This window comes from Polaribacter sp. (assembly GCF_965660385.1).
Classification (GTDB): domain Bacteria; phylum Bacteroidota; class Bacteroidia; order Flavobacteriales; family Flavobacteriaceae; genus Polaribacter.
The window spans coordinates 15,580-41,106 of sequence record NZ_CBFHZT010000028.1 but is presented as its reverse complement, the minus strand read 5'-3'; the positions used below and the strand labels follow the sequence as shown (position 1 = coordinate 41,106).

Annotated in this window: 21 protein-coding genes; 8 read left to right on the top strand and 13 right to left on the bottom strand. The window is 31.4% G+C overall.

The window, feature by feature from the left end; all coding sequences use genetic code 11:
* The 10 genes from ACTG3V_RS09875 to ACTG3V_RS09830 form a co-directional block, all read right to left on the bottom strand.
* Positions 1 to 354: transposase (locus tag ACTG3V_RS09875; RefSeq protein WP_439132001.1), on the bottom strand; the 354-nt coding region annotated here is incomplete at its 3' end.
* A 257-nt stretch (positions 355 to 611) separates the two neighbouring features.
* Positions 612 to 3,773 (bottom strand): S41 family peptidase, encoded by a 3,162-nt coding sequence (locus ACTG3V_RS09870; RefSeq protein ID WP_439132000.1) that lies wholly within the window; start codon positions 3,771 to 3,773, stop codon positions 612 to 614.
* 88 nt (positions 3,774 to 3,861) lie between these two features.
* Positions 3,862 to 4,629: a tryptophan synthase subunit alpha gene (gene trpA, locus ACTG3V_RS09865; RefSeq protein WP_439131999.1), complete on the bottom strand. Its 768-nt coding sequence runs from the start codon at positions 4,627 to 4,629 to the stop codon at positions 3,862 to 3,864.
* Positions 4,630 to 4,716: 87 nt separating this feature from the next.
* Positions 4,717 to 5,901 (bottom strand): tryptophan synthase subunit beta, encoded by a 1,185-nt coding sequence (trpB, locus tag ACTG3V_RS09860; RefSeq protein WP_439131998.1) that lies wholly within the window; start codon positions 5,899 to 5,901, stop codon positions 4,717 to 4,719.
* Positions 5,902 to 5,959: 58 nt separating this feature from the next.
* Positions 5,960 to 6,667 (bottom strand): phosphoribosylanthranilate isomerase, encoded by a 708-nt coding sequence (locus ACTG3V_RS09855; protein ID WP_439131997.1) that lies wholly within the window; start codon positions 6,665 to 6,667, stop codon positions 5,960 to 5,962.
* 104 nt (positions 6,668 to 6,771) lie between these two features.
* Positions 6,772 to 7,560: an indole-3-glycerol phosphate synthase TrpC gene (gene trpC, locus ACTG3V_RS09850; protein ID WP_439131996.1), complete on the bottom strand. Its 789-nt coding sequence runs from the start codon at positions 7,558 to 7,560 to the stop codon at positions 6,772 to 6,774.
* A 121-nt stretch (positions 7,561 to 7,681) separates the two neighbouring features.
* Positions 7,682 to 7,852 (bottom strand): hypothetical protein, encoded by a 171-nt coding sequence (locus ACTG3V_RS09845; RefSeq protein ID WP_439131995.1) that lies wholly within the window; start codon positions 7,850 to 7,852, stop codon positions 7,682 to 7,684.
* Between the two features lie 122 nt (positions 7,853 to 7,974).
* On the bottom strand, positions 7,975 to 8,964 hold the full coding sequence (trpD, locus tag ACTG3V_RS09840) for an anthranilate phosphoribosyltransferase (protein ID WP_439131994.1): 990 nt from the start codon (positions 8,962 to 8,964) through the stop codon (positions 7,975 to 7,977).
* Positions 8,965 to 9,053: 89 nt separating this feature from the next.
* Positions 9,054 to 9,632, bottom strand: coding sequence for an anthranilate synthase component II (locus ACTG3V_RS09835; protein WP_439131993.1), 579 nt, complete (start codon positions 9,630 to 9,632; stop codon positions 9,054 to 9,056).
* Between the two features lie 72 nt (positions 9,633 to 9,704).
* Positions 9,705 to 11,096 (bottom strand): anthranilate synthase component I family protein, encoded by a 1,392-nt coding sequence (locus ACTG3V_RS09830; protein WP_439131992.1) that lies wholly within the window; start codon positions 11,094 to 11,096, stop codon positions 9,705 to 9,707.
* A gap of 717 nt (positions 11,097 to 11,813) precedes the next feature.
* Here ACTG3V_RS09830 and ACTG3V_RS09825 point away from each other — a divergent pair.
* The 3 genes from ACTG3V_RS09825 to gatB/aspS are packed head-to-tail and all read left to right on the top strand — an operon-like array spanning position 11,814 to position 16,853.
* Positions 11,814 to 12,068, top strand: a complete 255-nt coding sequence (locus ACTG3V_RS09825) for an Asp-tRNA(Asn)/Glu-tRNA(Gln) amidotransferase subunit GatC (RefSeq protein ID WP_439131991.1) — start codon at positions 11,814 to 11,816, stop codon at positions 12,066 to 12,068.
* Positions 12,069 to 12,120: 52 nt separating this feature from the next.
* On the top strand, positions 12,121 to 13,518 hold the full coding sequence (locus tag ACTG3V_RS09820; RefSeq protein ID WP_439131990.1) for an amidase family protein: 1,398 nt from the start codon (positions 12,121 to 12,123) through the stop codon (positions 13,516 to 13,518).
* Positions 13,518 to 16,853: a bifunctional amidotransferase subunit GatB/aspartate--tRNA ligase AspS gene (gatB/aspS, locus tag ACTG3V_RS09815; RefSeq protein ID WP_439131989.1), complete on the top strand. Its 3,336-nt coding sequence runs from the start codon at positions 13,518 to 13,520 to the stop codon at positions 16,851 to 16,853. The genes ACTG3V_RS09820 and gatB/aspS overlap by 1 nt, the downstream gene beginning before the upstream one ends.
* A 69-nt stretch (positions 16,854 to 16,922) precedes the next feature.
* Here gatB/aspS and ACTG3V_RS09810 read toward each other — a convergent pair whose 3' ends face one another.
* Positions 16,923 to 18,179 carry a porin gene (locus ACTG3V_RS09810; RefSeq protein ID WP_439131988.1) on the bottom strand — a complete coding sequence of 419 codons (1,257 nt, stop codon included), beginning with the start codon at positions 18,177 to 18,179 and terminating at the stop codon, positions 16,923 to 16,925.
* 362 nt (positions 18,180 to 18,541) lie between these two features.
* On the opposite strand from ACTG3V_RS09810, the gene gyrB reads away from it, so the two are divergent.
* The 3 genes from gyrB to mdh all read left to right on the top strand — a co-directional run bounded on the left by gyrB (position 18,542) and on the right by mdh (position 22,688).
* The gene (gyrB, locus tag ACTG3V_RS09805) at positions 18,542 to 20,479 is read left to right on the top strand and encodes a DNA topoisomerase (ATP-hydrolyzing) subunit B (RefSeq protein WP_439131987.1); all 1,938 of its coding nucleotides are present in this window, start codon (positions 18,542 to 18,544) and stop codon (positions 20,477 to 20,479) included.
* 112 nt (positions 20,480 to 20,591) lie between these two features.
* Complete coding sequence (locus tag ACTG3V_RS09800; protein ID WP_439131986.1) at positions 20,592 to 21,632, top strand: DUF6588 family protein; 1,041 nt, start codon at positions 20,592 to 20,594, stop codon at positions 21,630 to 21,632.
* Between the two features lie 129 nt (positions 21,633 to 21,761).
* Positions 21,762 to 22,688 (top strand): malate dehydrogenase, encoded by a 927-nt coding sequence (gene mdh / locus ACTG3V_RS09795; RefSeq protein WP_439131985.1) that lies wholly within the window; start codon positions 21,762 to 21,764, stop codon positions 22,686 to 22,688.
* Between the two features lie 335 nt (positions 22,689 to 23,023).
* Here mdh and ACTG3V_RS09790 read toward each other — a convergent pair whose 3' ends face one another.
* Positions 23,024 to 23,377: a toxin-antitoxin system YwqK family antitoxin gene (locus ACTG3V_RS09790; protein ID WP_439131984.1), complete on the bottom strand. Its 354-nt coding sequence runs from the start codon at positions 23,375 to 23,377 to the stop codon at positions 23,024 to 23,026.
* A 217-nt stretch (positions 23,378 to 23,594) separates the two neighbouring features.
* Between ACTG3V_RS09790 and ACTG3V_RS09785 the strand changes: the two genes are divergently transcribed.
* Together ACTG3V_RS09785 and ACTG3V_RS09780 are read left to right on the top strand one after the other, a co-directional pair.
* Positions 23,595 to 23,951: a DUF1304 domain-containing protein gene (locus ACTG3V_RS09785; RefSeq protein ID WP_439131983.1), complete on the top strand. Its 357-nt coding sequence runs from the start codon at positions 23,595 to 23,597 to the stop codon at positions 23,949 to 23,951.
* 63 nt (positions 23,952 to 24,014) lie between these two features.
* A complete protein-coding gene (locus tag ACTG3V_RS09780) occupies positions 24,015 to 24,821 on the top strand; it encodes a mechanosensitive ion channel family protein (protein ID WP_439131982.1) in 807 nt (268 codons plus the stop codon).
* 2 nt (positions 24,822 to 24,823) lie between these two features.
* Here the strand turns inward: ACTG3V_RS09780 and tsaB are convergent, their stop codons facing one another.
* On the bottom strand, positions 24,824 to 25,510 hold the full coding sequence (tsaB, locus tag ACTG3V_RS09775) for a tRNA (adenosine(37)-N6)-threonylcarbamoyltransferase complex dimerization subunit type 1 TsaB (RefSeq protein ID WP_439131981.1): 687 nt from the start codon (positions 25,508 to 25,510) through the stop codon (positions 24,824 to 24,826).
* Positions 25,511 to 25,527: the final 17 nt, after the last annotated feature.

Genomic DNA, 25,527 nt, shown 5'->3' with positions numbered 1-25,527 from the left:
GTCTGTGGTACTCATTCCTTTGGCGTACAAAGAAATAATCAAATTCTCAACGCCATCTGCTGTACTTTCTCGTTTCTTAATAAGCATTGGATTAAAAGAAGCGTCTCGATCTCTTGGAACTTGGATTTGTGTTTCTCCTAAATTGGTTTTGATAGTCTTAGTTCCATAACCATTACGTGAGTTAGGGTTGTTACTTTTTTGATGCCTATCATAATCTAAATGAGCATCTAACTCACCTTCTAATATTTTTTCAACTCCTCGTTTGTGAAGCTGTTCTATAAAACTGGTCAGTTCTGAACCTGTTTTAAATTGTTTTAAAAAGTCTTTGTCGTTTAATAAATCTTCTGGTTTCATAAATAAAAGTGTGTTTATAAATTTAATGATTATTTTATCGTAAAGTTATTTCCGAAATTTTTCCTCATTGAGCAATTGAAATATTGCTCTAGAAAAATTTCAGAATAACTTTACTTACACACTTTTTGGTTTAGTACCATTAAATTTAAAAAAGCTATTAAGAAATCTTATTTTTCTTAATAGCTTTTTAAACTTTATAGGTTTTTATTTTTGATTTAATATGACTAATATAAAAAGAATGGCAATATATTGTATCTCTACTTAATATCTTTTAACAAAACCTCAACTGCTTTTTTTAATTGATCATCTTCTCCTCTATCTCCCCAACCTGGAGCATTTTTCACTAAATAATCTGGTACAGCAGGCGCATCATTTTCCATGTTCTTTCCTGATTTTGCCACATACCAAGCTCTAAAAGGCATTCTTACATAACCATTCGTTAAACCATAACCTCCTGTAGAAATTACTGCTCCAAAAGTTGGTTGCCCTACTAATTTTCCTAAACCTAAATTTTTATAAGCGTGTGAAAATATTTCTGCATTCGAATAACTATTTTCATTACACACAGCTACTGTTGGTTTTGTATTTACCGATAAAATTGCGCGCTCATTAAACGGATAATGTTTTGCAAATTTTTTATGCTCTTTTTGTAGGCTTTTAGCAGCCCCTCTTGGTACTGTGTAGGCATGTTGATACACGTTTAAAACCGCCATTAAACGATCTGTTGTCCAACCACCACCATTATATCTTACATCAATTACAATCCCTTCTTTTCCATAACCACTTGCTTTTAATTCACGCTCGAAACGCTCAAAACTTGGGGCATTCATCCCTTGAATATGAATATATCCTAATTTACCATTAGAAAATTTATCGACTAATTTCTTTCTAGATTCTACCCAAGCTTGATATTGTAAAGACCGTAAACTACCTGATGTTCTGGCAACAACTTCATCGCCATTAGACAGGGTTAACAATACTTCATCACCTCTTGTGTTTTTCAATAAACTATAAAAATTTGTATTCTTATCTACCTTAATTTGATTCACTTTTGCAATGATATCACCTTTTTGAATGCCAACTTTAGATTTATCTGCCACAGAATTCTCTAACACATAAAGTACTTCAGCTCCTTTCGATGTATTTTTTACTTCTAAACCTAAAAGTCCAATATTATCATTATTCGTTTCTTCAGGCGTACTTCCTCTATACCCCATATGGCTAGCATTTAATTGACCAAGTAACTGATTGAACACAAAAGCATAATCTTGAGCAGTACTAGCCGCTAATGCTAATGGTTTGTACTTTTTCACTAAATTCTTCCAATCATATCCGTGAAAATTAGGATCATAAAAGCCCATGGTTAACACTCGTGTACCTTCCTCAAACATTTGTGCATTCATCGCTTTAAAATCTGAAGTATATTTGGCAGAATGAGGAAAAGAAGTCACTTTGTCTGTTTTTGGATTTAACTCACTTAATTTTCCTCTGGAAGTAAAATAAAACTTTCCATTGACTTCAGAAAAACCTCCAATTCTAGAAGTTCCTTTTATTTCTTTAGGAGCACCTCCATCTAGTTTTACTTTATAAAAACTTCTACTATTTGTAGCCGGATTTGTTGCAGAGTAATAAATAGATTTGTTATCGGGACTAAATATTCCTCCAAATTCATCATCTGGTAAACTTGTAATTCTTACCAAACGATCATAAATTTTATCTTTATCAATACTAACGTTTACGGTTTTTTCTTTTTTTGATTTTTTTGCTGGTTTTGGCTGGTAATAATCGCCATCTTGACGATCTGTTCTTGTTCTTTCCCAATCTTCTTTTTGTAACCAAACCATCCAAATATCATAATCTATTCCTCCTCTATTCCCACTTCTATTAGATGCAAAAGAAAGCATTTTACCATCAGAGCTCCAAGAAGGAGAGTTATCAGATCTTGGATGCATAGAAACATTAAATTTCTCTTTTGGATTCTCTACAGACTGAATAAAAATCTCACTATCAAAATCTAAATCTTGTTGGGAATATGCCAAGTATTGGCTATCTGGACTCCAACTTACACCAGAAGGAGCATTCCACCCTTCAGAAAAAGGAACAATATTGGTAATTTTTCCGTTTTTATAATCAGCAACCATTAAATTTCCACGACCAACTTGATATGAAACTTTTTTATGATCTGGAGAAACCAATAGGTTGTAAACATCTTCTTTACTATTTGTTAATTTCTTAGTTTTAATTTTTAAACTTCTTTCTAAACCCACTAAAGTATCTGTTGAGCTTGATACATAAATTTCATTATGACCCTCTCTATCTGAAATAAACAATACTTCTTTATCATTTATAAACTGTGGATTACGATCTCTAAAAGGATGATTACTAACATTATTGGTATACTTTTTTTCTTTGTCATTTTCTTTCACAAAAATGTCACCTTCAATTTCCATAGCCGCTAATTTTCCATTAGGCGAAACATCAAAAGTGGAAATGCCACTTGTAGTAGTTGCTGTTTTTTCTAGCTCAAAACGATAATCTGTTGCAACATTTATACTTAGTTTTTTTGCACTTCCGCTTTTTAACAAATACACATCAAATAAAGTAGAATATACAATAGTTCCGTTATTACTCACAGAAAAAGAAACTACTCCGTTTTTTGTTTGATTGGTTAGCTTTTTTGATGCTCCATTTTTAGTTCCATTATCACTAATAGTTTGTTGATAAATATTATATCTTCCACTTTCTGCACCAATATAATAGAGGTTTCCTTGCGCATCCCAAACTGGAGAATGATCGTTTTTTGGTGTATCTGTTATCTGAATATATTGGTTGGTTTTTTTGTTGAACAACCAAATATCTCTTTGAGCAGAACCTGTATAATCTTCTCTAGAAATTCTACAAGCACCTTTTGCATAGGCAATAAAGTTACCATTAGGTGATGCAGTAGCCATAGAACCAAGGGCTGTTATGGTTCTTTCTGGAGTTCCTCCATCTGCATTAATATGATAGGTTTGTGCATCCCATTGTGGCCCTTTCAAAACTCTATTTGTTGTGAATAAAATATTGTTTTCTTTGGTCCAACCATAAGGTGTATCTCCTGTTGGATAATAGGTTACTTGCTTTGGGATTCCTCCTGTTTTAGGAATCGTAAATACATTATTTGCACCTTTTCTATTCGATGAAAATGCCAAGTGTGTTCCTTTAGAATTCCACACAGGATTTGCCTCATAAGCTTCATGAACTGTGAGTCTTTTCGATAAATTTGTATTTAAATTATACACCCAAATGTCTCCTTGATAAGAGAAGGCTAATTCTTTAGCATCAGGACTCAAACTAGGCATTCTAATTAATGAGTTTTGTGCAACAATGAAAGAAAAATTACATAGAAGGAAACAGATAAAAATAGTCTTTTTTGTCATCTTGGTTAGTTTTTAAGACAACTAATTTAAACTATATTCATTTGTGAATCTGCAAACTAAAAAGCTTTAAGAATATTTTAAGGTTTTCTTAACTTATAATTGGTTGTATAAAATCATCAATTTTAGCAACTCCATTAGCATCTAAATATTTAATAAATGCAGAACCAATAATGGCTCCATTTGCATAATTACAGGCTGTATTAAATGTAGTTTTATCTGAAATACCAAAACCAACAATCAATTTACTTTTTAAATTCATATTTTTTATTCTCTCAAAATAGGCTATTTGCTGATCAGAAATTTCTCCTTTTGCACCAGTAATTGATGATGATGCAACTACATAAATAAATGCTTTTGTATAACTGTCTATTTTTTTAATTCGCTCTTCTTCTGTATTTGGAGTGATTAAAAACACGTTTGTCAAACCATATTTATCAAATAATTGTTGATAATGATTTTCAAACTCTACCATTGGTAAATCTGGAATGATTAAGGTATCAATTCCACAATCTACTACTTTTTGACAAAATTTATCTTCACCATATTTTAGCATCTGATTTAAATACCCCATTAAAACCAAAGGTGTTTTATTGGTGCTTTTGATTGTCATTAACTGATCAAAAACAATATCTAAATTAATACCATTTTGTAATGCTTTTTGACTACTATCTTGTATTGTAGGGCCATCTGCTAAAGGGTCTGAATATGGCAAACCCACCTCTATAAAGTCTACATTAATTTTTTCTAATTGTTGAATTACTTTGGTAGTATCATCTAATTTAGGGAATCCACAAGTAAAATATATAGATAAAAGATTTTTATCTTTTTGTTGAAATAATTGTTGAATTGAGTTCATAATTTTTGTCTGTTCGAGCGCAGTCGAGAACTAATTTTAAAATTGCCAAAACCTTTCGACTGCGCTCAAGGTGACAATTTTTAAAAATTAATCTTCTAAATATTTAATATACGTTTCTAAATCTTTATCTCCTCTACCCGATAAATTGATTACCACAACTTGGTCTTTTTTCAAATCCATTTTTGGTAAAACTGCCAAAGCATGAGCGGTTTCCAAAGCAGGAATAATACCTTCTATTTTGGTTAATTCGTAAGCTGCGGTTAACGCTTCTTTATCAGTTGCGTTCATAAATTTAGCTCTTTTACTTTCATACAAATAGGCGTGCAAAGGACCAACTCCAGGATAATCTAAACCTGCAGAAATAGAATATGGCTCAACAATTTGCCCATAATCATCTTGCATTAAAATGGTTTTAGAACCATGGATTATACCAACTTCACCTAATTGTGATGTGGCTGCGCTTTCACCTGAATTTACACCTAAACCTGCAGCCTCTACTGCAATCAATTCTACGTCTTCATCATCAAAATAATGATAAAAAGCACCTGCAGCATTAGAACCTCCACCAACACAAGCAACGATTGTATCTGGGTTTTCTTTACCTGTTTTTTCTTTTAATTGCCATTTCATTTCTTCAGAAATAATAGCTTGTAAACGCGCTACCATATCTGGGTGTGGATGTGGACCAACCACAGAACCAATTAAATAAAAAGTTTCTGGGTTTTGAATCCAGTATCTTATAGCCTCATTCGTGGCATCTTTTAAGGTTTTAGAACCAGATGTCGCTGAAACCACTTTAGCTCCCAACATTTTCATCCTTGCAACATTGGGTGCTTGACGTTCAATGTCTTTTTCTCCCATAAATACTGTACAGTCTAAGCCCATTAAGGCACAAACTGTAGCGGTTGCAACTCCATGTTGACCTGCTCCTGTTTCTGCAATAATTTTAGTTTTTCCTAGCTTTTTTGCTATTAGAATTTGACCAACAGTATTGTTTACTTTATGTGCTCCTGTATGGTTTAAGTCTTCTCGTTTTAAGTAAATGTGAGCACCGTATTTTTCAGACAAACGTTTTGCTAAATACAATGGTGTTGGGCGCCCAACATAATCTTTTAATAAAGATTTGTATTCTGTTTGAAACTCTTCAGATTCAATAATTTGAATGTAATTATCTTCTAATTCTTTTACATTTGGATACAACAATTCAGGGATAAATGCTCCTCCAAATTGTCCAAAATATCCGTTTTTATCTGGGTGAAATTTTGATTTCATATTTTAAATTATGTTGTCATTGCGAGTTTACGAAGCAATCTCTTTATAAATAAGAAGATTACTTCACTTCGTTCGTAATGACGTTCTTTTTAAACTTTTCTAACGCTTCTATTTTCTTAACTCCAGGTTTACTTTCAAATTTACTATTTACATCTAACGCGTAAATGGGTAAATTGGTTTTTCTTACTATTTGGATTTGTTCTACATCATCTGCACCTATTCCACCACTTAAAAAGAAAGGTTTTTTATAAGGATATTTTTCTAGAACAGTCCAATCAAACTTTACGCCATTTCCTCCTCTTTCTTTTCCCTTGGTATCAAATAAAAAGTAATCTACTACTTCTAAATAAGGCTGTAATAGATCAAAATTAAATTCATCTTTTATACCAAAAACTTTGATAACCTGAACTTGATTCAGGCTCTTTCTTTTGGAACCTCTATTTTTTTTGGATTCCACATAATAAGAAGCTGAATCGAGTTCAGCTTGTTGTAAATTCTCCTTTAGAAGTCGAATATACTCCACAGATTCATCTCCATGTAACTGAATCGCATCTAACCTATATTCTTCTACCAAAGAAATAACAATCTCTAGATATTCATTGACAAAAACACCTGTTTTTTTAATTTCTTTTGGCAATTCTGGAATGATTCCTTCAAAATTTCTCTTCGATTTTTCATAGAAAATAAACCCCAAATAATCAGGTTGTAATTCAGCAACTTGCTGCATATTTTCTTTGAATTTCATTCCACAAACTTTGAGTTTCATTCTTTTTACGGTTTAATCGTTTATTTGTTTAATCGTGTAAATATTCTTAATCAATCTCTAGAAAATGTCTTTTACACAATTAAACAGTTCCACACTTACACTTTTTAGCGTATTTGATTGATAAAATCTTGACAGGCTTCCCCAGGATTGTCTGTTTTCATAAAATTTTCTCCAATCAAAAAACCTTGAAAACCAAATTCTTTTAATCCAATAATTATTTTAGGATCAGAAATTCCACTTTCTGAAACTTTTAAACATGTATCTGGTATTTGACCTGCTAGCTTTATAGAATGCTCTAAATCAACTTCAAAAGTTTTTAAATTTCGGTTATTGATACCTATAATTTTATTGTCTAAATCGTTAATTTTATCTAAATCCTCTTGAGTATGCACTTCATACAAAACTTCCATCCCTAAATCTGTAGCAAGATTTCCATAGTTTTTTAATTCTTCAGATGTTAAGCAAGAAGCGATTAATAAAATTACATCTGCACCAATGGCTTTAGCCTCCACAATTTGAAAACCATCCACAATAAAATCTTTTCTTAAGATTGGTTTTTGTTGATTGATGACTCTCGCCTCCATTAAATCTGCCATGGTTCCTCCAAAAAAAGAAGTATCTGTTAAAATAGACTGTGCAGCTACATTGGCATCTAAATAACCATTGGTAACTTCTGAAATGGTTGCTTTGTCATTAATAATTCCTTTTGATGGAGATTGACGCTTATATTCTGCAATAATTCCTGTTGAACCAACTTCTAACAACGATTTTTTTAATGAAAAAGTTGTTCTTCCAAAACTTGGACTTTCCACCAATTTCTTTACAGGAATTTCTGCTTTTATCTTTGCAACTTCCTTCTTTTTAAATGCGATTATTTTATCTAAAATTGTCATATTTATTTTTAAAAATCATCTCGATACAAATTTTTCATGCTTCAAAATTCACTCGATGTGACAGTAAGGATGTCAGTTCGAGTGATTTTCTCTTTTTTGAGAAAATTATATCGAGAACTTTCTATTTATTTAATTTTTTATTTCTATATCTCAAAAAAAAGTAAACAATAATTCCAACTATTAAACCAATAATCATTTGTTTAAAAAGATTTTTAGTTTGAATTCCGATAGCAGTTCCCATCAACAGAAATGCAGGAATAATTAAAATTAAGTTGTTTTTCTTTTTTGCCATTATATATAATTTTGTCACTTCGAGTGATTTTCGACGCTAGGAGAAAATTGTATCGAGTAGTCTCAATTGTTCTCGATAAAAATTTTTCGTTCCTCAAAATTCACTCGAACTGACATTACTTTTTAATTTACTAATTTTTGTAAACATTCTTTTGCTTTTAAACCAAACAAAGAATCTTTTGCTTCTTCAAAAGCATCTTCGAAAGACTTATTTTCATCAACAATAGTTAATGCAAAAGCAGCGTTTGTTAGTACCACATTATTTTGTGCTTCTGTCCCTTTTCCTTCTAAAATAGACTTAAAAATTTTTGCTGCATCTGCCACATTATTTCCTCCAAATATTTCTGATTGCGCTATTCTTTGCTGCCCTAAATCTTCTGGATTTATAATTTGCTCTCCTTGTTTGGTAAATAGTTTGAATCCGCTTGTTAAAGAGATTTCATCATAACCATCTAGCGCATGTATAATTCCGTAATTGATGTCTTTTTCTTCTTGTAAAATATAATTGTACAAACGTGCAATTTCTAAATTAAAAGTCCCTAACATATGGTTTTTAGGCGAACTTGGATTTACCAGTGGCCCTAACATATTAAAAAATGTTTTTAATGCCAACGCTTTTCTTGTGGGACCAACTGCTTTCATTGCAGGGTGAAATTTCGGCGCGTGTAAAAAACAAATATTCGCTTTTTCTAAATGCTCTTTTAAAGTATTTTCATCATTTGTGAATTGATACCCAAAACTTTCTAACATATCAGATGAACCCGATTGCGAAGACACAGAATAATTACCATGTTTTGCCACTTTTTGACCTGTACCAGCAACGATAAAAGATGTTAAGGTTGAGATGTTGAATGTATCTTTTCCATCTCCTCCAGTTCCCACAATATCAATGGTATTAAAGTCAGAGAAATCTACTTTTATAGACAATTCTTTCAACGCATTTCTAAAACCAGAAAGTTCATCAACGGTAATTGGACGCATCATAAAAACCGTCATAAATGATGCTAAGTGAGCATCATTGTATTTTGAAGCAGCAATATCTTTTAAGACTTGTGTTGCTTCAGGTTTTGATAGTCTTTCGTGGTTGTATAGTTTGTTTAGTATCTGTTTCATTTCTTCTTGTCATTCCCAACTTGATTGGGAATCTATTTTACTTCATAATTTTATGGATTCCCTTTTTCAAGGGAATGACAAATAATTTTCTAATTTTTACAAGCGTTGATAAAATTTCTAACCAACTGCTCACCCACATCTGTTAAAATAGATTCTGGATGAAATTGAACCGCAGAAATTGGGTAAACCTGATGCTCAATTGCTTGTATTAAACCGTCTTCATCTCTTGCTGTTACTTTTAATTCTTCTGGAAAACCCTCATCTGTTGCAGCCCAGGAATGATAACGTGCCGCCATAAAAGTTTCTGAAACATCTTTAAAAATCATTGCTGTAGGGTCTGTGACCCTCATTTCTGTAGCAACTCCATGAAAAACATCGTCTAAATTGATGATTTTTCCACCAAAAACCTCGGTAATTGCTTGTAAACCTAAACAAACTCCAAAAATAGGTTTGATACCTGCATAAGTTTTAATCACTTCTTTTAAGATTCCTGCTTCATCAGGAATTCCAGGTCCTGGAGATAACATGATGATGTCGTATTTTGCTACATCAGTGATACTGATTTCATCGTTTCTAAAAACTGCAGGAAAATTTCCCGTAATTTTTTCTACCATGTGTACCAAATTGTAGGTAAACGAATCGTAATTGTCTAAAATTAATATTTTCATTTTAAAAAGCTTTTGGCTTTTGGCATTTAGCTTTTAGCAAAAGGCTAACCGCTAATGGCTTAAAGCATTTTTTTAAATATCCTCTGCTAAAATCAACGCTTTTTTTAACGCTGCTAATTTATTATTTACTTCTTGTAATTCTTTTTCTTCGTCTGAATGAATTACGATTCCTGCTCCTGCTTGATAATACAAAACATTGTTTTTACTTACAAAACTACGAATGGCAATGGCTAAATTTACAGAGCCATCTAACCCAATTATACCTACTGCACCACCATAAAATCCACGAGATTGATTCTCATATTTGTCGATTAACTGCATTGCTTTGTATTTTGGTGCGCCACTCAAAGTTCCTGCTGGAAAAGTATCGCCCACAATTTCTATTGGATTTCCTTTTAACTGACCAGAAACTGTAGATACTAAATGAATTACATGACTAAAATACTGTACTTCTTTAAACACCTCTACCTCTACATTGTTTGCATGTTTGCTTAAATCGTTTCTCGCCAAATCTACCAACATAACATGCTCTGCGGTTTCTTTTTTATCTGCGGATAATTTTTTACCCAACTGAATGTCTTTAGCCATATCTCCAGTTCTTCTAAAAGTACCAGCAATTGGATTGATGGTTGCTCTACCAGCAGAAATTTTAATTTGTGCTTCTGGTGAAGATCCCATCAATTTAAAAGAACCATAATCGAAATAAAATAAATAAGGTGATGGATTTATAGAACGTAAAGCTCTATAAACATTAAACTCATCGCCTTTAAACTTTTGTTGAAACTGGCGTGACAACACCAATTGAAAAACGTCTCCTCTTTTACAGTGCGATTTTGCTTTTTTTACATACTCTATAAATTCTTCGCCCTTTAAATTTGAGGTTTCATCGCCAACAATATTAAAACTTTGGGTATTGAATGTTTGCGCATCTATAATCGTTTGAATTTCTTTAATACGAGATGCTGTACCTTCTTCTACATTTTCTATCAATGTCATTTCATCATTAAAATGATTGATGGCAATAATGAATCTATAAAAACTGTATTGCATTAAAGGAATTGCAGATGGAGCATCTGTTACATTTAAAGCAATATTTTCGAAATACTGCACAGAATCATACGTAGTATAACCATACAAACCATTGAATGATTTTAATTCTGCAGGACAGTCTAATTCGATATTTTGCGTGTATTTTTCGAAAATAGTATTGAAATTTCTTCCAATTTTTTCAGTTGCTAATTCCTGTTCTTTGTGAGAAAAAACTAAATGATGATTTTCTGCTTTTATAGAAACCACAGGCTCTATAGCAATAAAAGAGAAACTTTCTTCTTTACTATGATAATCTGAACTTTCTAATAAAAGTGTATTTGCAAATTTGTCTCTAAAACGCAAATACAAACCTACAGGTGTTATGGTGTCTGCAATTTTTGTTTTAGATATTGTTTTAAATTGTATTTTTTTCATTTATGCTGAATTTATTTCAGTATTTCTTATTTCTTAATACAAAGTGCTGAAGTAAATTCAGCATTATAAAAAAAGGCTTATCGTGAGATAAGCCTTTTTTTATACTATTTATATATATAGGTGTTTTCTCACTTAATTAGCTAAGAGAGTTCCACCACCATATAATATTCGTATTATTTTTCATTATTGATACAAATGTAGAAAGGGTTTTTTAGTTGAACAAATTTATTGTCAAATTTTTTATCATGAATTTAATTTTTTAAATAGAATCAATACTCATCGTTATAAAAGTATTAATTTATAACCATATTTTATAAAAAAATATAAATTATTAACAGATATTAAATTAAAGGTTTATAAAAACAATTAAATCTCGTTAATTTGTAGCTCCAAACAATGTGTTTGATTTGAATTTACTGAATTAATGAATGCGCCAATAATTTATGTTAAATTATTGGTGTGTTTTTTTTAGCATAAAGCTAAATCAGAAGATTAAATAAAATAAATAAAAACTTGTAGACAAAACAATTCTATATATATTTGTCGACAACTAAATTAAATTATGAGCAACAATAACAATAATAATTTCAATAATCCTATTTTCTAGGGTTGGAAGGTTATTGTTTAATACCATATAAAGCCTTCCAGAATTGGAAGGCTTTTTTGTTATTCTGAACTTGTTTCAGAAGCTAAAAAATATTAGAAATGAGTAAAATGATGACTGTCGACATTCTGTCGAGTATTAAAGGAGCAAAAGCATCTGAGACAGTAAGTAAACTTTTTGATGCAATTAAAAAAGCAAACACTTCAACAAGTAATTTAAGCAATAACGCTAATAATATATTGTCTTTAGATGATTTAAGAGAGGATGTTGTTGTAGAGAGTTCTCAAATAGAAAAGGATATCATCATTGAAAACTTCCCAAAGCAAAAGGATGGTTATTTAGTAGTTGCTAAGGTGATAGAAGAATAAAAGAGTTATTGGTTTATAGTTGTTAGCGCTTAAGAACTCAAAAAAAATATTTATGAGTAAAATTAGAGAAATCCATCATCAATTAAAAAACCAGGAAATTTCCTGTGTGGAATTGGTGCAAAATAAGTTGGATTTATTAAAAGAAAATACACACAATACGGTTAATTCACTTTTAGAAAATCTGGCTTTAGAAGCTGCTGCTAAAGTTGATGCAAAAATCAAAAATGGAGAAGAAATTGGTTTGCTAGAAGGAATTCCGTTTGGAATAAAAGACGTGTACATGGTGCAAGGCACTTATACTACAGCAAGTTCTGATTTACTAAAAAAATACAAATCACCTTATACAGCAACCGCAATCCAAAAATTACTAGATGCTGGTGCAATCCCTTTAGCAAAAGAAAACTGCGATAGTTTTGGACACGGTTCTTCATCAGAAAACACCATTTTTGGCGCAGTAAAAAATGCTGTAAATCAAGATTTAGTTGGTGGAGGTTCAAGTGGTGGTTCTGCTGTGAACGTTGCCAAAGATTACACTATATTTTCAATTGGTGGAGATACAGGAGGTTCTATTCGTCAACCTGCAGGATACAATAATGTTTATGGATTAAAACCAACGTATGGAAGAATTTCTCGTTTTGGTTTAATGGCATATGCATCTTCAACAGATTGTGTTGGACCACTTGCAAAATCAATAGAAGATATTAGAATCGTTTTAAATGTGATGAGTGGGAAAGATGTTAAAGATCAAACTACCTATCAATCTGAACCAATACCAGAAGAAACTACTTCAAATATTAAAAATATAAAATCAGTAGGTTACTTCAAAAACTTTATTGAAAGTGATGCAATTAGTCCAGAAATAAAATCAGATTTTTTAGCAACCATTAATAAAATAAAAGCAAAAGGTATTGCAGTAAAAGAATTAGATTTCTTTGAATCAGACACTTTAGTTTCTACCTATTATACTTTAGCAATGGCAGAAACTGCATCAAATTTATCCAGATTAGATGGCACAAATTACGGTAACAGAATTGAGGGTGATAATTTAAAAGACACTTATGCTATTACACGTTCAGAAAATTTCTCTGAAGAAACCAAACGTAGAATTGTTGGTGGAAATCAAGTGTTATCTCAAGGTTTCTCTGATGAAATTTATTTAAAAGGATTGAATTTAAGAGATCAGATAGCTGAGAATTTCGAGAAAGATTTTAATGAGGTTGATATCATTTTATCACCAGTAACCCCAAATACACCTCCAAAAATTGGAGATAGTTTAAAAGATCCTCTAGCCATGTATTTGTCTGATGCTTATACTGTTGGATTTAGTTTAGGGCAACTACCTACATTAACTGCGCCACAAGGTACAGCAACCGGAATTCAAATTACGGCAGCCAAGAAAAATGATGCATTAGTATTACAATTTGCGAACTTCTTAAAAGAATTGATATAATGGAGTTAGAACAATTAAATGAGCTGTTAAAAAAGCACGATTTAGAGTTAGTAATTGGTTTAGAAACGCATGTTCGCTTAAACACAAATACCAAGTTATTTTGTTCTTGTGCAAACCAAGAAACTACGCAACCGAATACAAATATATGCTCAGTTTGTACAGGACAAATGGGGGTTTTACCATCCATAAATAAAGAAGCCATAAACAAAGCAATTTATTTTGGAAAAGCGGTAAAATCTACTTTTGAAAATGAAGTGATTTCTTGGGATAGAAAGCATTATGAATATCCTGATAATCCAAAAAATATACAAATTACACAGTTTCATAATCCTGTAATTCCTGATGGACAGGTTTCTTGTTTTAGAAATGATGGCTCTCAATTTACAGTGAATTTAACGCAAGTTCATATTGAGGAAGATGCAGCAAAATTGATGCACGAAAAGAAGATTTCTTTGGTCGATTTTAACAAAGCTGGAGTCCCTTTAATTGAAATTGTTACAGAACCATGTATTCGTCATATTGAAGATGCATCAACCTACGCACAATACATTCAGAGAATCGTTCAGAATTTAAAAATATCTGAAGCGAATTTAGAGAAAGGTGAATTTAAATCTGATGTTTCTGTTTCGCTTCGTAAAAAACATAGTTACAATTTAAATCCGCGTACAGAAATCAAAAACTTGAACTCGTTTAAGTTTATGATTGAAGCTTTAAAAGAAGAAGTTGAAAAGCAATTGAACTATTATATAGCGCATAAAGATTTTAGACCAGACCAAACTACAGTATTGTTTGATGCCGATTTAAAGCAAACCAAAACAATGCGTAAAAAGGAATTTGAAGCGGATTATAGATTCATTTCAGAGCCAGATTTACCGTTTGTAAACATCAAAAACGTAGTAGAATCTATTGATGTTGATGTAAGTTCTTTACCTTTTGCTGTAGAATCTATTTTGATTAAAGGAGGCGTTTTACCTCAAGATGCCAAGTTTTTTACTGCGGATTCTTTACGTTCAGAAACTTTTATTGCGATGAATAATGTGATTAAAGATCCATCTTTTGTAGCGAAAACATTGGTAAATAATATTGGTGCAGACGAATACAAAGACATTCATGATGTAAATCATTTAATTGAGATTTTTCAATTATTTAAGGAAGAAAAAATCACCGCTGTTTTAGTACAAAATGCTATTATTCGTTATTTAAAAGATAGAACTTTTGATTACAACAAATACTTTGATGAAAACACGATTTCTGAAGAGAAAATAAAACTTGCAGTGATACAAGTAATTGCAGAAAATAAAGCAATTGCCAACGATATTAAAGCAGGAAACCAAGGAAAAGCTGGTATTTTAGTTGGTAAAGTCATCAAAATTATTGGTAAAGGAGCTTCAGGAAAAGTAATTCGTGAGGAGATACTTTCTCAGATTTCTGTTGAAAAAAGAGGAAGTTTGAAGTCTGAAGTTGGAAATATAGAATCTACAACTAAAAACCATCAACCAAAAACCAAAAACCAAGAAGAATTAGCCGAAATCCCTATAATAATCAAGGACAATTACAGAACCCATAAAATATCAGATTTAACAGACAATTCTATAACAGAAGAAGTTAGACTAGCGGGTTGGGTTGCAAGTGTAAGAGATCATGGAGAATTAATGTTTATTGATTTACGCGACTCGAGCTACCAAATTTTTCAAGTACGATTAAGTAGAGAAACCTTTCCGAATTTAGATGAACTCGTAAAACTAAAGCCAGAAACCGTAATTACGGTTAAAGGAATTGTTGTTCAAAGAAATGAAGATGATTATAATGCAGGTTTAAGAACAGGTAAAATAGAATTAGAAACGGCTGAATTAGAAATATTAAACCTTTCTAAAACCTTACCTTTTGAAATAAAAAGAGCCATGAAAACGAATGAAACAACGCGTTTTCAATACAAGTTTTTAGACCATAGAAATGATGATGTTCGCAAAGCAATTGTAAACCGTCATAAAGTAATCAAGCTAATGCGTGATATTTTAGACGAAGAAGAATTCTTAGAAATTGAAACGCCGATTTTAACGGCTGGAACAGATGAAGGCGCAAGAGAATTTATTGTACCAACAAGAAAACAAGCTGGTTCTTTTTATACCTTACCTCAAGCACCACAACAATTTAAACAAATGTTGATGGTTGGTGGTTTTGAAAAATACTTCCAAATTGCGCGATGTTTTAGAGATGAAGATTCACGTGGAGACCGTCAACCAGAATTTACGCAGTTAGATATAGAAATGGCATATGCAAGTATGCAACAGATTATCGATTTAAACACAAAAATGTTTAATGAAATAGTAAAAAAAATCTATGGTAAAAAATGGATTTTACATCCTTTTACAACCATTACTTACAAAGAAGCGATGGATAAGTATGGTTGTGATAGACCAGATTTACGTTTTGGATTACAAATGCAAGACATTACAAACATTGTAAAGGACACAACTTTTCAGGTATTTAGTAAACCTATTGACGAAGGCGGAATTGTAAAATGTATCAAAGTTTCTGCTGCAGAACAGGGTAACAAACGGATGTCTAAAGGTCAGATTGAAAACTTAACAGCTATTGCACAACAACATGGCTTGGGTGGTTTGGCATACATTATTGTAAATGAAAACGATTTACAATCGCCTATAATTAAATTTTTAGGGGAAGAAATTGCTGCTAATATAATCAAAGCAACAAATGCGCAAGTTGGAGATATTGTATTCTTTTCTGCAGCAGATTATGCAACTGCAAATAAAGCATTAGATGCTGTTCGTCAAGAAATGGGACGTATTTTAAAGTTGATAAATCCAAAGGAATTAAGACCTGCTTGGGTGGTAGATTTCCCAATGTTTGAAAAAACAGATGAAGGAAGATGGACATTTACACATAATCCATTCTCTATGCCAGCCATTTATGACTTAGAAAAGCACATGACTGGCAATGATGATGAAATTGGAACTATTATCGCTCAACAATACGATTTAATCTTAAATGGATATGAAATTGGTGGTGGATCTGTTCGTGCACACAAGTCAGAAATTTTAGAAGCAACTTATAAAAATATGGGTTACAATAAAGAAGAAATGATAAAAAGTGTTGGAACCATGTACAAAGCCTTTCAATATGGAGCGCCACCTCATGGAGGAATTGCTTGGGGTGTAGACAGGTTAATGATGATTTTAGAGAAAAAAGCTTCTATTAGAGAGGTAATGGCTTTCCCTAAAACAGGAACTTCTGAAGATTTATTATTTAATGCTCCTTCTATTTTATCTGATAAAAAGGTAGAAGAAATGAATGTAAAAATTATAAGATCTTAAGAAAATCATTCATCAATCAACCAAAAAAAATCCGCCAAAAGCGGATTTTTTTTACTTTAAAAACATTGTTTATTTTAAAGAAACTTGATATTGTAAAACAGCCATTCCTTTATAACTTTTCTGCTGAATAGTAGTTGCATCAAAAATGGGTCTATGTTGGTAGCCTATACTAAACTTGTTGTTGTGTGTACCATTAAACAAAAAATTAACAGCAAAATCATAAACGGTCATCTGATCATTTAAAGCATCCCAATTAGAACTTTGTATCGAAATATTTGGCTGAATTACAACAGGTTGCTCTAATATTTCAGTCATTTTAAACGCATATCCCAACTGCATATACCAAGTTGTACCTGTACCAATCATTGGAAAAGCTACACCTGCACCATTAAAATCTGTACCTCCACTAGTTGTTGGATTATTTGCACCAACATTTCTAACATAATCTTTTCCAAAATCGTAATCATAATAACCCAAATAAGCTGTAATTGCAGCATCATTTGCCAATGGAAGATTTAAGAATGAATCTAAAGCCCAATGTTTCATATCATAAAAAGTTGTAGTAGGCAACATTGCATCTCCATCACTTGTGGCATTTTCTTGAAATTGAAAACCAGCTCCAATATTAAATACCTTTTTTGTATTTCCATAAGTTCCTATTTGATAAGCAGATTTATTTGATTCGTGCTCAAAAAATTGATATTTAATGTATGATGAATATTTAACTCTAGGTAAGTTATTTGAAAAATTCACTTCTCCATTAGGTGCTGTAGTAATAATAAAAGGTCTATTGAAAGTAAATCTGTAGTCAAACTTTCCAAATTGTCCTTTAACCCAAGCACCAAATAAACGGCCTAAGTCATCATTTTTTTCTACCGAATTTAAGGTAAATAAAGGAGAATCTAACCCCATCATTTTAGAGCTCGATCTAATATTCCATCTATTTAAACCTTGCCAACCAGATTTACCAACACCGACTTCAAAAGCCTTATGAAAAGAATATTCTAAGTACAAGTCAAGCACTTCTAACTGAAAAGGCTTGTTTTTAAAATTATAATTGTTTCCACCAAATATAGCATACACAAATATTTTTGGTGTTATTTGAGAATAAACAGGAATTCTTAAACGTCTAATAGAAATATCCATAAAATTATTGGTAATTTCATTGTTTATTAAAGACCCTTCATTAAAATCTGAATAACGTAACCAAATTTGAGAAGTCATATTCCATTTTATTTCAGGTTTAAACTTCTTCTTTTCTTGTCCATTTGAAATGATTGAAGAAAATAATACCATTACCAACAACCATTTTTTAATCTGTTTCATCTTGTCTTTTATTATGAATAACAGGACAAAATTAAGAGATACATACTCATCAAAACGTGACAATCATCATAAAATTTTTCACTTTTTTTTAAAACATTAAAAGCTAAATCGATGTAGTCATCATTTTTTTTAATTTTAAAATAATCTCTATAAAGCATTTTTGGTTTTTCAATAAAATTTAACTGGGTAAAAAATATTAAAATACGTTTTAAGGTGCTTTTTAAGCGATTTAAGAAACTTTTAGAGTTATCAACATTTCTTATTTTTATCAACATTACAAGAAAAAAAGTGTTATTTTTCCTTATATTTGAAGGTTGCATAATTTGCAATTTTCAATCAAAATTATAATATAAACCTATAAAATGAGCGAAGAAATTAAAAAAGAATATGATGCTTCCAGCATTCAGGCCTTAGAAGGTATGGAACACGTAAGAATGCGTCCATCAATGTATATTGGTGATGTTGGAGTTCGTGGTTTACACCATTTAGTTTATGAAGTTGTAGACAACTCTATTGATGAAGCAATGGGTGGCTATTGTGATAGTATAGAAGTTACCATTAATGAAGATAACTCTATTACTACTAAAGATAATGGTCGTGGAATTCCTGTGGGTATTCATAAAAAAGAGGGCGTTTCTGCATTACAAGTGGTAATGACAAAAATTGGTGCTGGTGGTAAATTTGATAAAGATTCTTATAAAGTTTCTGGAGGTTTACATGGTGTAGGTGTTAGTTGCGTAAATGCATTATCAGATCATTTAACAGCTACCGTGCATAAAGAAGGTAAAGTTTGGCAACAAGAATATGCTAAAGGAAAAACCTTATACCCTGTAAAAACAATAGGTGAAACTGATTTTACAGGTACCATTGTTACTTTTTTACCAGACAAATCAATCTTTCAACAAACAACTCAATATAATTATGATACACTTGCTAACAGAATGCGAGAGTTATCATATCTTAATAAGGGTGTAACTATAACTTTAACAGATAGGAGGAATAAAGATGATGAAGGTAATTTTATATCGGAAACTTTTTTCTCTAACGAAGGTTTATCTGAATTTGTAAAATATTTAGATTCTACAAGAGAGCAATTAACAGCTGGTGTTATTGCCATGGAAGGTGAAAAAAATGGGATTCCTGTAGAAGTTGCTATGGTATATAACACATCGTATTCAGAAAATTTACATTCTTATGTAAATAATATCAATACACATGAAGGAGGAACGCATTTATCTGGTTTTAGACGTGGATTAACCCATACCTTAAAAAAGTATGCAGATGAATCTGGTTTACTTAAAAATGTAAAATTTGATATTGCTGGAGATGATTTTCGTGAAGGTTTAACAGCAATAGTTTCTGTTAAAGTACAAGAACCACAATTTGAAGGCCAAACCAAAACAAAGTTAGGGAACAGAGAAGTAAGCGCTGCAGTATCGCAAGCTGTTGCAGAAATGTTGACGGATTATTTAGAAGAAAATCCTAACGATGCAAAAACTATTGTTCAAAAAGTAATTTTAGCAGCGCAAGCCAGACATGCAGCACGTAAAGCTCGTGAAATGGTTCAGCGTAAAACTGTAATGTCTATTGGTGGTTTACCTGGTAAATTGTCTGACTGCTCTGAAACAGATCCTTCTCAATGTGAAATTTTCTTAGTTGAGGGAGATTCTGCAGGAGGAACAGCAAAACAGGGTAGAGATCGAAATTTCCAAGCCATTCTTCCACTACGTGGTAAAATCTTAAATGTTGAAAAAGCAATGCAACACAAGGTTTTTGAGAATGAAGAAATCAAAAATATGTTTACAGCTTTAGGTGTTTCTATTGGTACAGAAGAAGACCCAAGAGCCTTAAATTTAACGAAAGTTCGTTATCATAAAGTAGTTATTATGTGTGATGCCGATGTTGACGGTTCTCATATTGCCACTTTAATTTTAACATTTTTCTTTAGATATATGCGCGAAATGATTGAGCAAGGCTATATTTATATTGCAACACCTCCTCTATATTTAGTGAAGAAAGGACAAAAAAGAGAATATGCTTGGGATGACAATCAGCGTGATTTAATTGCTCAGAAAATGGGCGGAAGTGCAAATATCCAAAGATATAAAGGTTTAGGAGAAATGAATGCAGAACAACTTTGGGATACAACGATGAATCCTGAATTTAGAACCTTACGTCAAGTTACTATTGATAGCATGACAGAAGCAGATCGTGTTTTTTCTATGTTAATGGGTGATGAAGTTCCTCCTCGAAGAGACTTTATAGAACGCAATGCTAAGTATGCAAATATTGATGTATAACATACTTTATTAAGAACAAATCATACACATTTCTCAAAAGGAATGTGTATTTTTTTTATATTAGCAAAGATAAAGACTAAATATAAATAATTATTAACCAAACATATACGACATGAAAAAAGCTGTATTGTTATTTTTAGGCGTATTCGCCTTATCATTTCATTCAAAAGCACAAGATGGTTTTGAAAATATTCTATTGGCAGATGTCAATGATTCACAAAAACTTTTACAAGCCTATTTTGCACCTGGTATGGAAGGTTTTATCAATGGTATGAATTCAGGATGGTATCATACTGCTAAAGTGCATAAAAAATTAGGTTTTGATATTTCTATTGGGGCGAGTGGAGCTCAAATACCATCAGAAAAAGATCTTATTAATATATCTGCATTGGGGCTTTCTAGCAATTTAACTTCAACATCTCCAACAACATCATCTTTTTCTGGTGCTGATACTGGTGCTAATTTTCAAGTAACTAGAAATGTAAATGGCCAAACTGTTACAGCAGATTTTACTGCACCTGGTGGAGTAAGTTTACCAGCAAACTTAGTACCTGCACCTGCAGTACAAATAGGTTTGGGATTGCCTTGGAAACTTGAGGCTATGGTAAGATTTGTACCTAATATTAACTTTGGCGAAGACCAAGATGAAAGTTCTTTAAACTTATTTGGTGTTGGACTTAAAAAAGAAATTACTAACTGGTTTGGCCCAATAGACAAAACTCCTTTACACGTTTCGTTATTAGCTGCTTACACCTCGATGACTGTAAGTTATGGTATAGCAGATATTACTTCTGGAAATATTAGAACTCAAAATGCATTGGCTGAGTTTGATTTGAATGCTTTTACTGTGCAAGCAATTGCTTCTTTAAATTTTCCATTTATCAATGTTTTTGGAGGTATTGGGTATAATTCTGGCTCTTCATCTTTTAATATGTCTGGTACTTATACTGGAGTATTTGAAACAGGTTTTCCAGCTCCAAACGATACAGTGACCCAAACATTAACCATACCATCAAATTTAGATTTTAATTCTAGTGGAATTGCAACCACCCTTGATGCCAGATTAAGTTTAGGTTTCTTTAAAATATATGGTAGCTATGCTATACAAGAATACAATACTGCAAATTTAGGTATTGCTTTTAGCATTAGATAACAAAAAATTTCAACAAAATAAAGCATCTAGTTATAGGTGCTTTTTTTATGATTTATATCATCTATAAATATTTTATAAATCGTATTTTTACATCGTAAATTTATCACAAATAAAAAAAACAGAAAAGATATGAAAGTTACAGTTGTTGGTGCTGGTGCAGTTGGTGCAAGTTGTGCAGAATACATTGCTATTAAAGACTTTGCTGCAGAAGTGGTTTTGTTAGATATTAAAGAAGGTTATGCAGAAGGAAAAGCTATGGATTTAATGCAAACTGCATCTTTAAACGCATTTGATACCAAAATTACAGGTAGTACAAACGATTATGCTAAAACAGCAGGTTCTGATATCTGCGTAATTACTTCTGGAATACCTCGTAAACCAGGTATGACTCGTGAAGAATTAATAGGAATCAATGCTGGAATTGTAAAAACAGTTTCTTCGAACCTAATTGAGCATTCTCCAAATACAATTATCATTGTGGTTTCTAACCCTATGGATACAATGACTTATTTAGTGCATAAAACTACTGGATTGCCTAAAAATAGAATTATTGGAATGGGTGGTGCTTTAGATTCTGCTCGTTTTAAGTATAGACTGGCTGAAGCTTTAGGTGCGCCAATTTCTGATGTTGATGGAATGGTAATTGGTGGTCATTCTGATAAAGGTATGGTACCATTAACTAGGTTGGCAACAAGAAATTCGGTTCCTGCTTCTGAATTTATTTCAGAGGAAAGATTAGAGCAAGTTTTACAGGACACCAAAGTAGGTGGAGCAACTTTAACTGGCTTATTAGGCACCTCTGCTTGGTATGCTCCTGGTGCTGCAGTATCTGGATTAGTGCAAGCAATTGCTTGTGACCAAAAGAAAATATTCCCATGTTCTACTCTATTAGATGGTGAGTATGGTTTATCTGATTTATGTATTGGGGTTCCTGTGGTATTAGGAAAAGAAGGAATTGAAAGTATTGTAGAAATTAACTTAAATGATGCTGAAAAAGCACATTTACAAGAATCTGCTGCTGGAGTTTCTAAAACTAACGGATTGTTAGAATTATAATTTTAGATAAATAAATTTTTAAATAATATTGATTATATATTTATTATCTTCAAAAACACAAAAAAACGTTTCGAATTTTCGAAACGTTTTTTGTTTTTAGATTAAGGTGGATCATATTTTTAAATAATAAAATAAGGTTAAGACTTAAAGTATAGGCTTTCATTTATTACTTAAAATTGATAATATTACGTATTTCATAATATAAGCGTATAGAACAAACACTATATTAGAACAAAGTCATAAAGAATATCAGTACCTAAAAAGTTTGCTTTAACAAAAAAAAATCCATTAAAGAAGATATTCTTTAATGGATTTAAATAAAACTAAACTTGTATTTAATCGTTATTAAGAGCTATTTTAGATTCAGATTTCCAAACATTTACAGATGCAATAGCGTTATCTTGATAGTTAATCTCTTTTAAAGACTCTTTAGCCCAAAGAAACCATTTCCCTACCTTTTTACCATTATCATAGTTACCAATTTGAATTTTGTTACCAGATTTATCAAAACGAACCCACTCTCCAGTCAATTTTTTATCTTTAAAGAAACCTTGAGTTTTTATAGATCCATCTTCATAATAATAAGTAGCTTTTACTAAATCTTTTTCAGCCTTAAAAGTCGGTTGTTTTTCTTGCGCATATCCTGCTATAGCAAAGCATAGGATAACAAGTGAAATAATTTTTCTCATGATCATTGTTTTTTAAGGTTTACATTTCCTTTACAAAAATACTAATTTTTTTACTTTTACGCAACATTTTGGTAACATTAAATTAACATTAGAAAATAATTATTACATCTGTTTTATCAAAATCAATTATATTTACCTCACTTAGAAACCTAAACTATTGATAAACTGATATTAAGCCTACACACTTAATAACTACATTATCATTAATCTTTTTTATATGAAGTACCTATCAATTGCTTTTACATTACTCGTAATTATCATACATTTTTACATTGTTTATTTAGAGATGGTACTTTGGACTAAAGAAAAAGGTATTAAAACATTTGGATTAAAAAGTAAAGAATTTGCTGAGCAAACCAAAGTTATGGCTGCTAACCAAGGCCTATACAATGGATTTTTAGCTGTTGGTTTATTATGGTCATTAGCGATTAACAACACAGATGTAACCCTATTTTTTTTAATATGTGTTTTTATTGCTGGTATTTATGGTTTCTATTCAACAAAAAAAATAAGCATATTTTACATCCAATCAATACCTTCCATATTAGGTATTATTACCACAGCATTAATGTAAGAAAACGTTTTACACTTCTATTTAAAACTATTATTTTTACAGTTAATTCTTATACATAACATTATGGAAAAATACGTAGAAACAGCAAAAGATGTTTTAATTTTATATGCCCCAAAAGTAATAGCTGCTTTACTATTACTAATCGTTGGTTTATATTTAGTTAAGGTAATCGTTAAATCATCAAAAAAAGTAATGAATAATAGAGGCGTGGATATTACGCTTCAAAAATTTTTAGGGAATCTTATTAGTTGGATTTTAAAAATTTTACTCTTTATTACTGTAATTTCGTTATTAGGTATTCAAACCACATCCTTTGCTGCTATTATTGCATCAGCAGGTTTGGCGGTTGGTTTAGCGCTACAAGGATCTTTAGGTAATTTTGCTGGTGGTGTTTTAATAATGATTTTTAAACCTTTTAAAATAGGAGATTTTATTCAAGCCCAAGGTGAAAGTGGAACTGTAAAAGAAATTCAAATATTCACCACAAAATTAAACACTCCTGATAATAAAGAAGTTATAATTCCAAATGGATCACTTTCTAATGGTAATATTGTTAATTTTAGTACAGAAGATACAAGACGTTTAGATATAACTTTCGGTGTTGGTTACGATTCTAACATTAAAGAAACTAAAGAAGTAATTTTTAATATAATTAATGCTCATCCGTCTATTTTAAAAGAACCAGCTGCAGCCGTAAATCTCTCTGAATTAGCAGATAGCTCTATTAACTTTTTTACAAGAGTTTGGGTAAAAAAAGAAGATTATTGGAATGTAAAGTTTGACTTAATTGAGCAAACCAAAGAAGCGCTAGATGCTGCTGGTATAGATATACCTTATCCACATAGAGTTAACATTAACAAATCTGAATAGAATTAAAAAGTAGGCTTTTTCTTTTTTTCAGGAATTACTACAAAATCTTTTAAGTAAAAAGGCTCAAAATAAGCGACATTTTCGATGTCGCTTTTTTTGTATTTATCAAATGATAATTTAGCCATCTGTTCTGCTGATGGAAACTTATCAAATAAAAAAATAGCATTATGATGCGTAATAATAGTTTTACACTTTTCTGCACCATCGCCTAAAAAATAAACTTTAGTATCCTTTAAATATTCCGAAAAAGAATTCTCATCTATAATTTCTGCCTTAATTTCTCTTATTTGTTGATGAGTTTGATTGTAAACTGCTGCATATACTTCCATTCTTCTAGCATCAATCATAGGTACAATTAGTCCATCCTCAACATCAATAGCGTGAGATAATGAAGTTAACGTATCAATTGAAATTAAAGGCTTATCGAAAGCAAAACACAAGCCTTTGGCTGCAGACACTCCAATACGTAAACCTGTATAAGAACCTGGGCCTTTACTTACAGCAACAGCATCAATCTCTTTAGGTGATAAGTTAGATTCTTTTAAAACGTTTTCAATATAAGGATGCAGTACTTCTGCATGTGAATATTTACCATTGTTCAATTCTTTAATTGCTAAAATTTCTCCGTTTTTAGCTAAACTGACAGAACAATTTTTTGTGGCTGTTTCAATATTTAAAATGATACTCAAAACCTGTTTTTTTTACA

Bases quoted from the DNA above. Each gene is read 5' to 3' on its own strand.
- ACTG3V_RS09870 (WP_439132000.1), bottom strand. From the start codon at position 3,773: ATGACAAAAAAGACTATTTTTATCTGTTTCCTTCTATGTAATTTTTCT.
- trpA (WP_439131999.1), bottom strand. From the start codon at position 4,629: ATGAACTCAATTCAACAATTATTTCAACAAAAAGATAAAAATCTTTTA.
- trpB (WP_439131998.1), bottom strand. From the start codon at position 5,901: ATGAAATCAAAATTTCACCCAGATAAAAACGGATATTTTGGACAATTT.
- ACTG3V_RS09855 (WP_439131997.1), bottom strand. From the start codon at position 6,667: ATGAAACTCAAAGTTTGTGGAATGAAATTCAAAGAAAATATGCAGCAA.
- trpC (WP_439131996.1), bottom strand. From the start codon at position 7,560: ATGACAATTTTAGATAAAATAATCGCATTTAAAAAGAAGGAAGTTGCA.
- ACTG3V_RS09845 (WP_439131995.1), bottom strand. From the start codon at position 7,852: ATGGCAAAAAAGAAAAACAACTTAATTTTAATTATTCCTGCATTTCTG.
- trpD (WP_439131994.1), bottom strand. From the start codon at position 8,964: ATGAAACAGATACTAAACAAACTATACAACCACGAAAGACTATCAAAA.
- ACTG3V_RS09835 (WP_439131993.1), bottom strand. From the start codon at position 9,632: ATGAAAATATTAATTTTAGACAATTACGATTCGTTTACCTACAATTTG.
- ACTG3V_RS09830 (WP_439131992.1), bottom strand. From the start codon at position 11,096: ATGAAAAAAATACAATTTAAAACAATATCTAAAACAAAAATTGCAGAC.
- ACTG3V_RS09825 (WP_439131991.1), top strand. From the start codon at position 11,814: ATGACTGTCGACATTCTGTCGAGTATTAAAGGAGCAAAAGCATCTGAG.
- ACTG3V_RS09820 (WP_439131990.1), top strand. From the start codon at position 12,121: ATGAGTAAAATTAGAGAAATCCATCATCAATTAAAAAACCAGGAAATT.
- gatB/aspS (WP_439131989.1), top strand. From the start codon at position 13,518: ATGGAGTTAGAACAATTAAATGAGCTGTTAAAAAAGCACGATTTAGAG.
- ACTG3V_RS09810 (WP_439131988.1), bottom strand. From the start codon at position 18,179: ATGAAACAGATTAAAAAATGGTTGTTGGTAATGGTATTATTTTCTTCA.
- gyrB (WP_439131987.1), top strand. From the start codon at position 18,542: ATGAGCGAAGAAATTAAAAAAGAATATGATGCTTCCAGCATTCAGGCC.
- ACTG3V_RS09800 (WP_439131986.1), top strand. From the start codon at position 20,592: ATGAAAAAAGCTGTATTGTTATTTTTAGGCGTATTCGCCTTATCATTT.
- mdh (WP_439131985.1), top strand. From the start codon at position 21,762: ATGAAAGTTACAGTTGTTGGTGCTGGTGCAGTTGGTGCAAGTTGTGCA.
- ACTG3V_RS09790 (WP_439131984.1), bottom strand. From the start codon at position 23,377: ATGAGAAAAATTATTTCACTTGTTATCCTATGCTTTGCTATAGCAGGA.
- ACTG3V_RS09785 (WP_439131983.1), top strand. From the start codon at position 23,595: ATGAAGTACCTATCAATTGCTTTTACATTACTCGTAATTATCATACAT.
- ACTG3V_RS09780 (WP_439131982.1), top strand. From the start codon at position 24,015: ATGGAAAAATACGTAGAAACAGCAAAAGATGTTTTAATTTTATATGCC.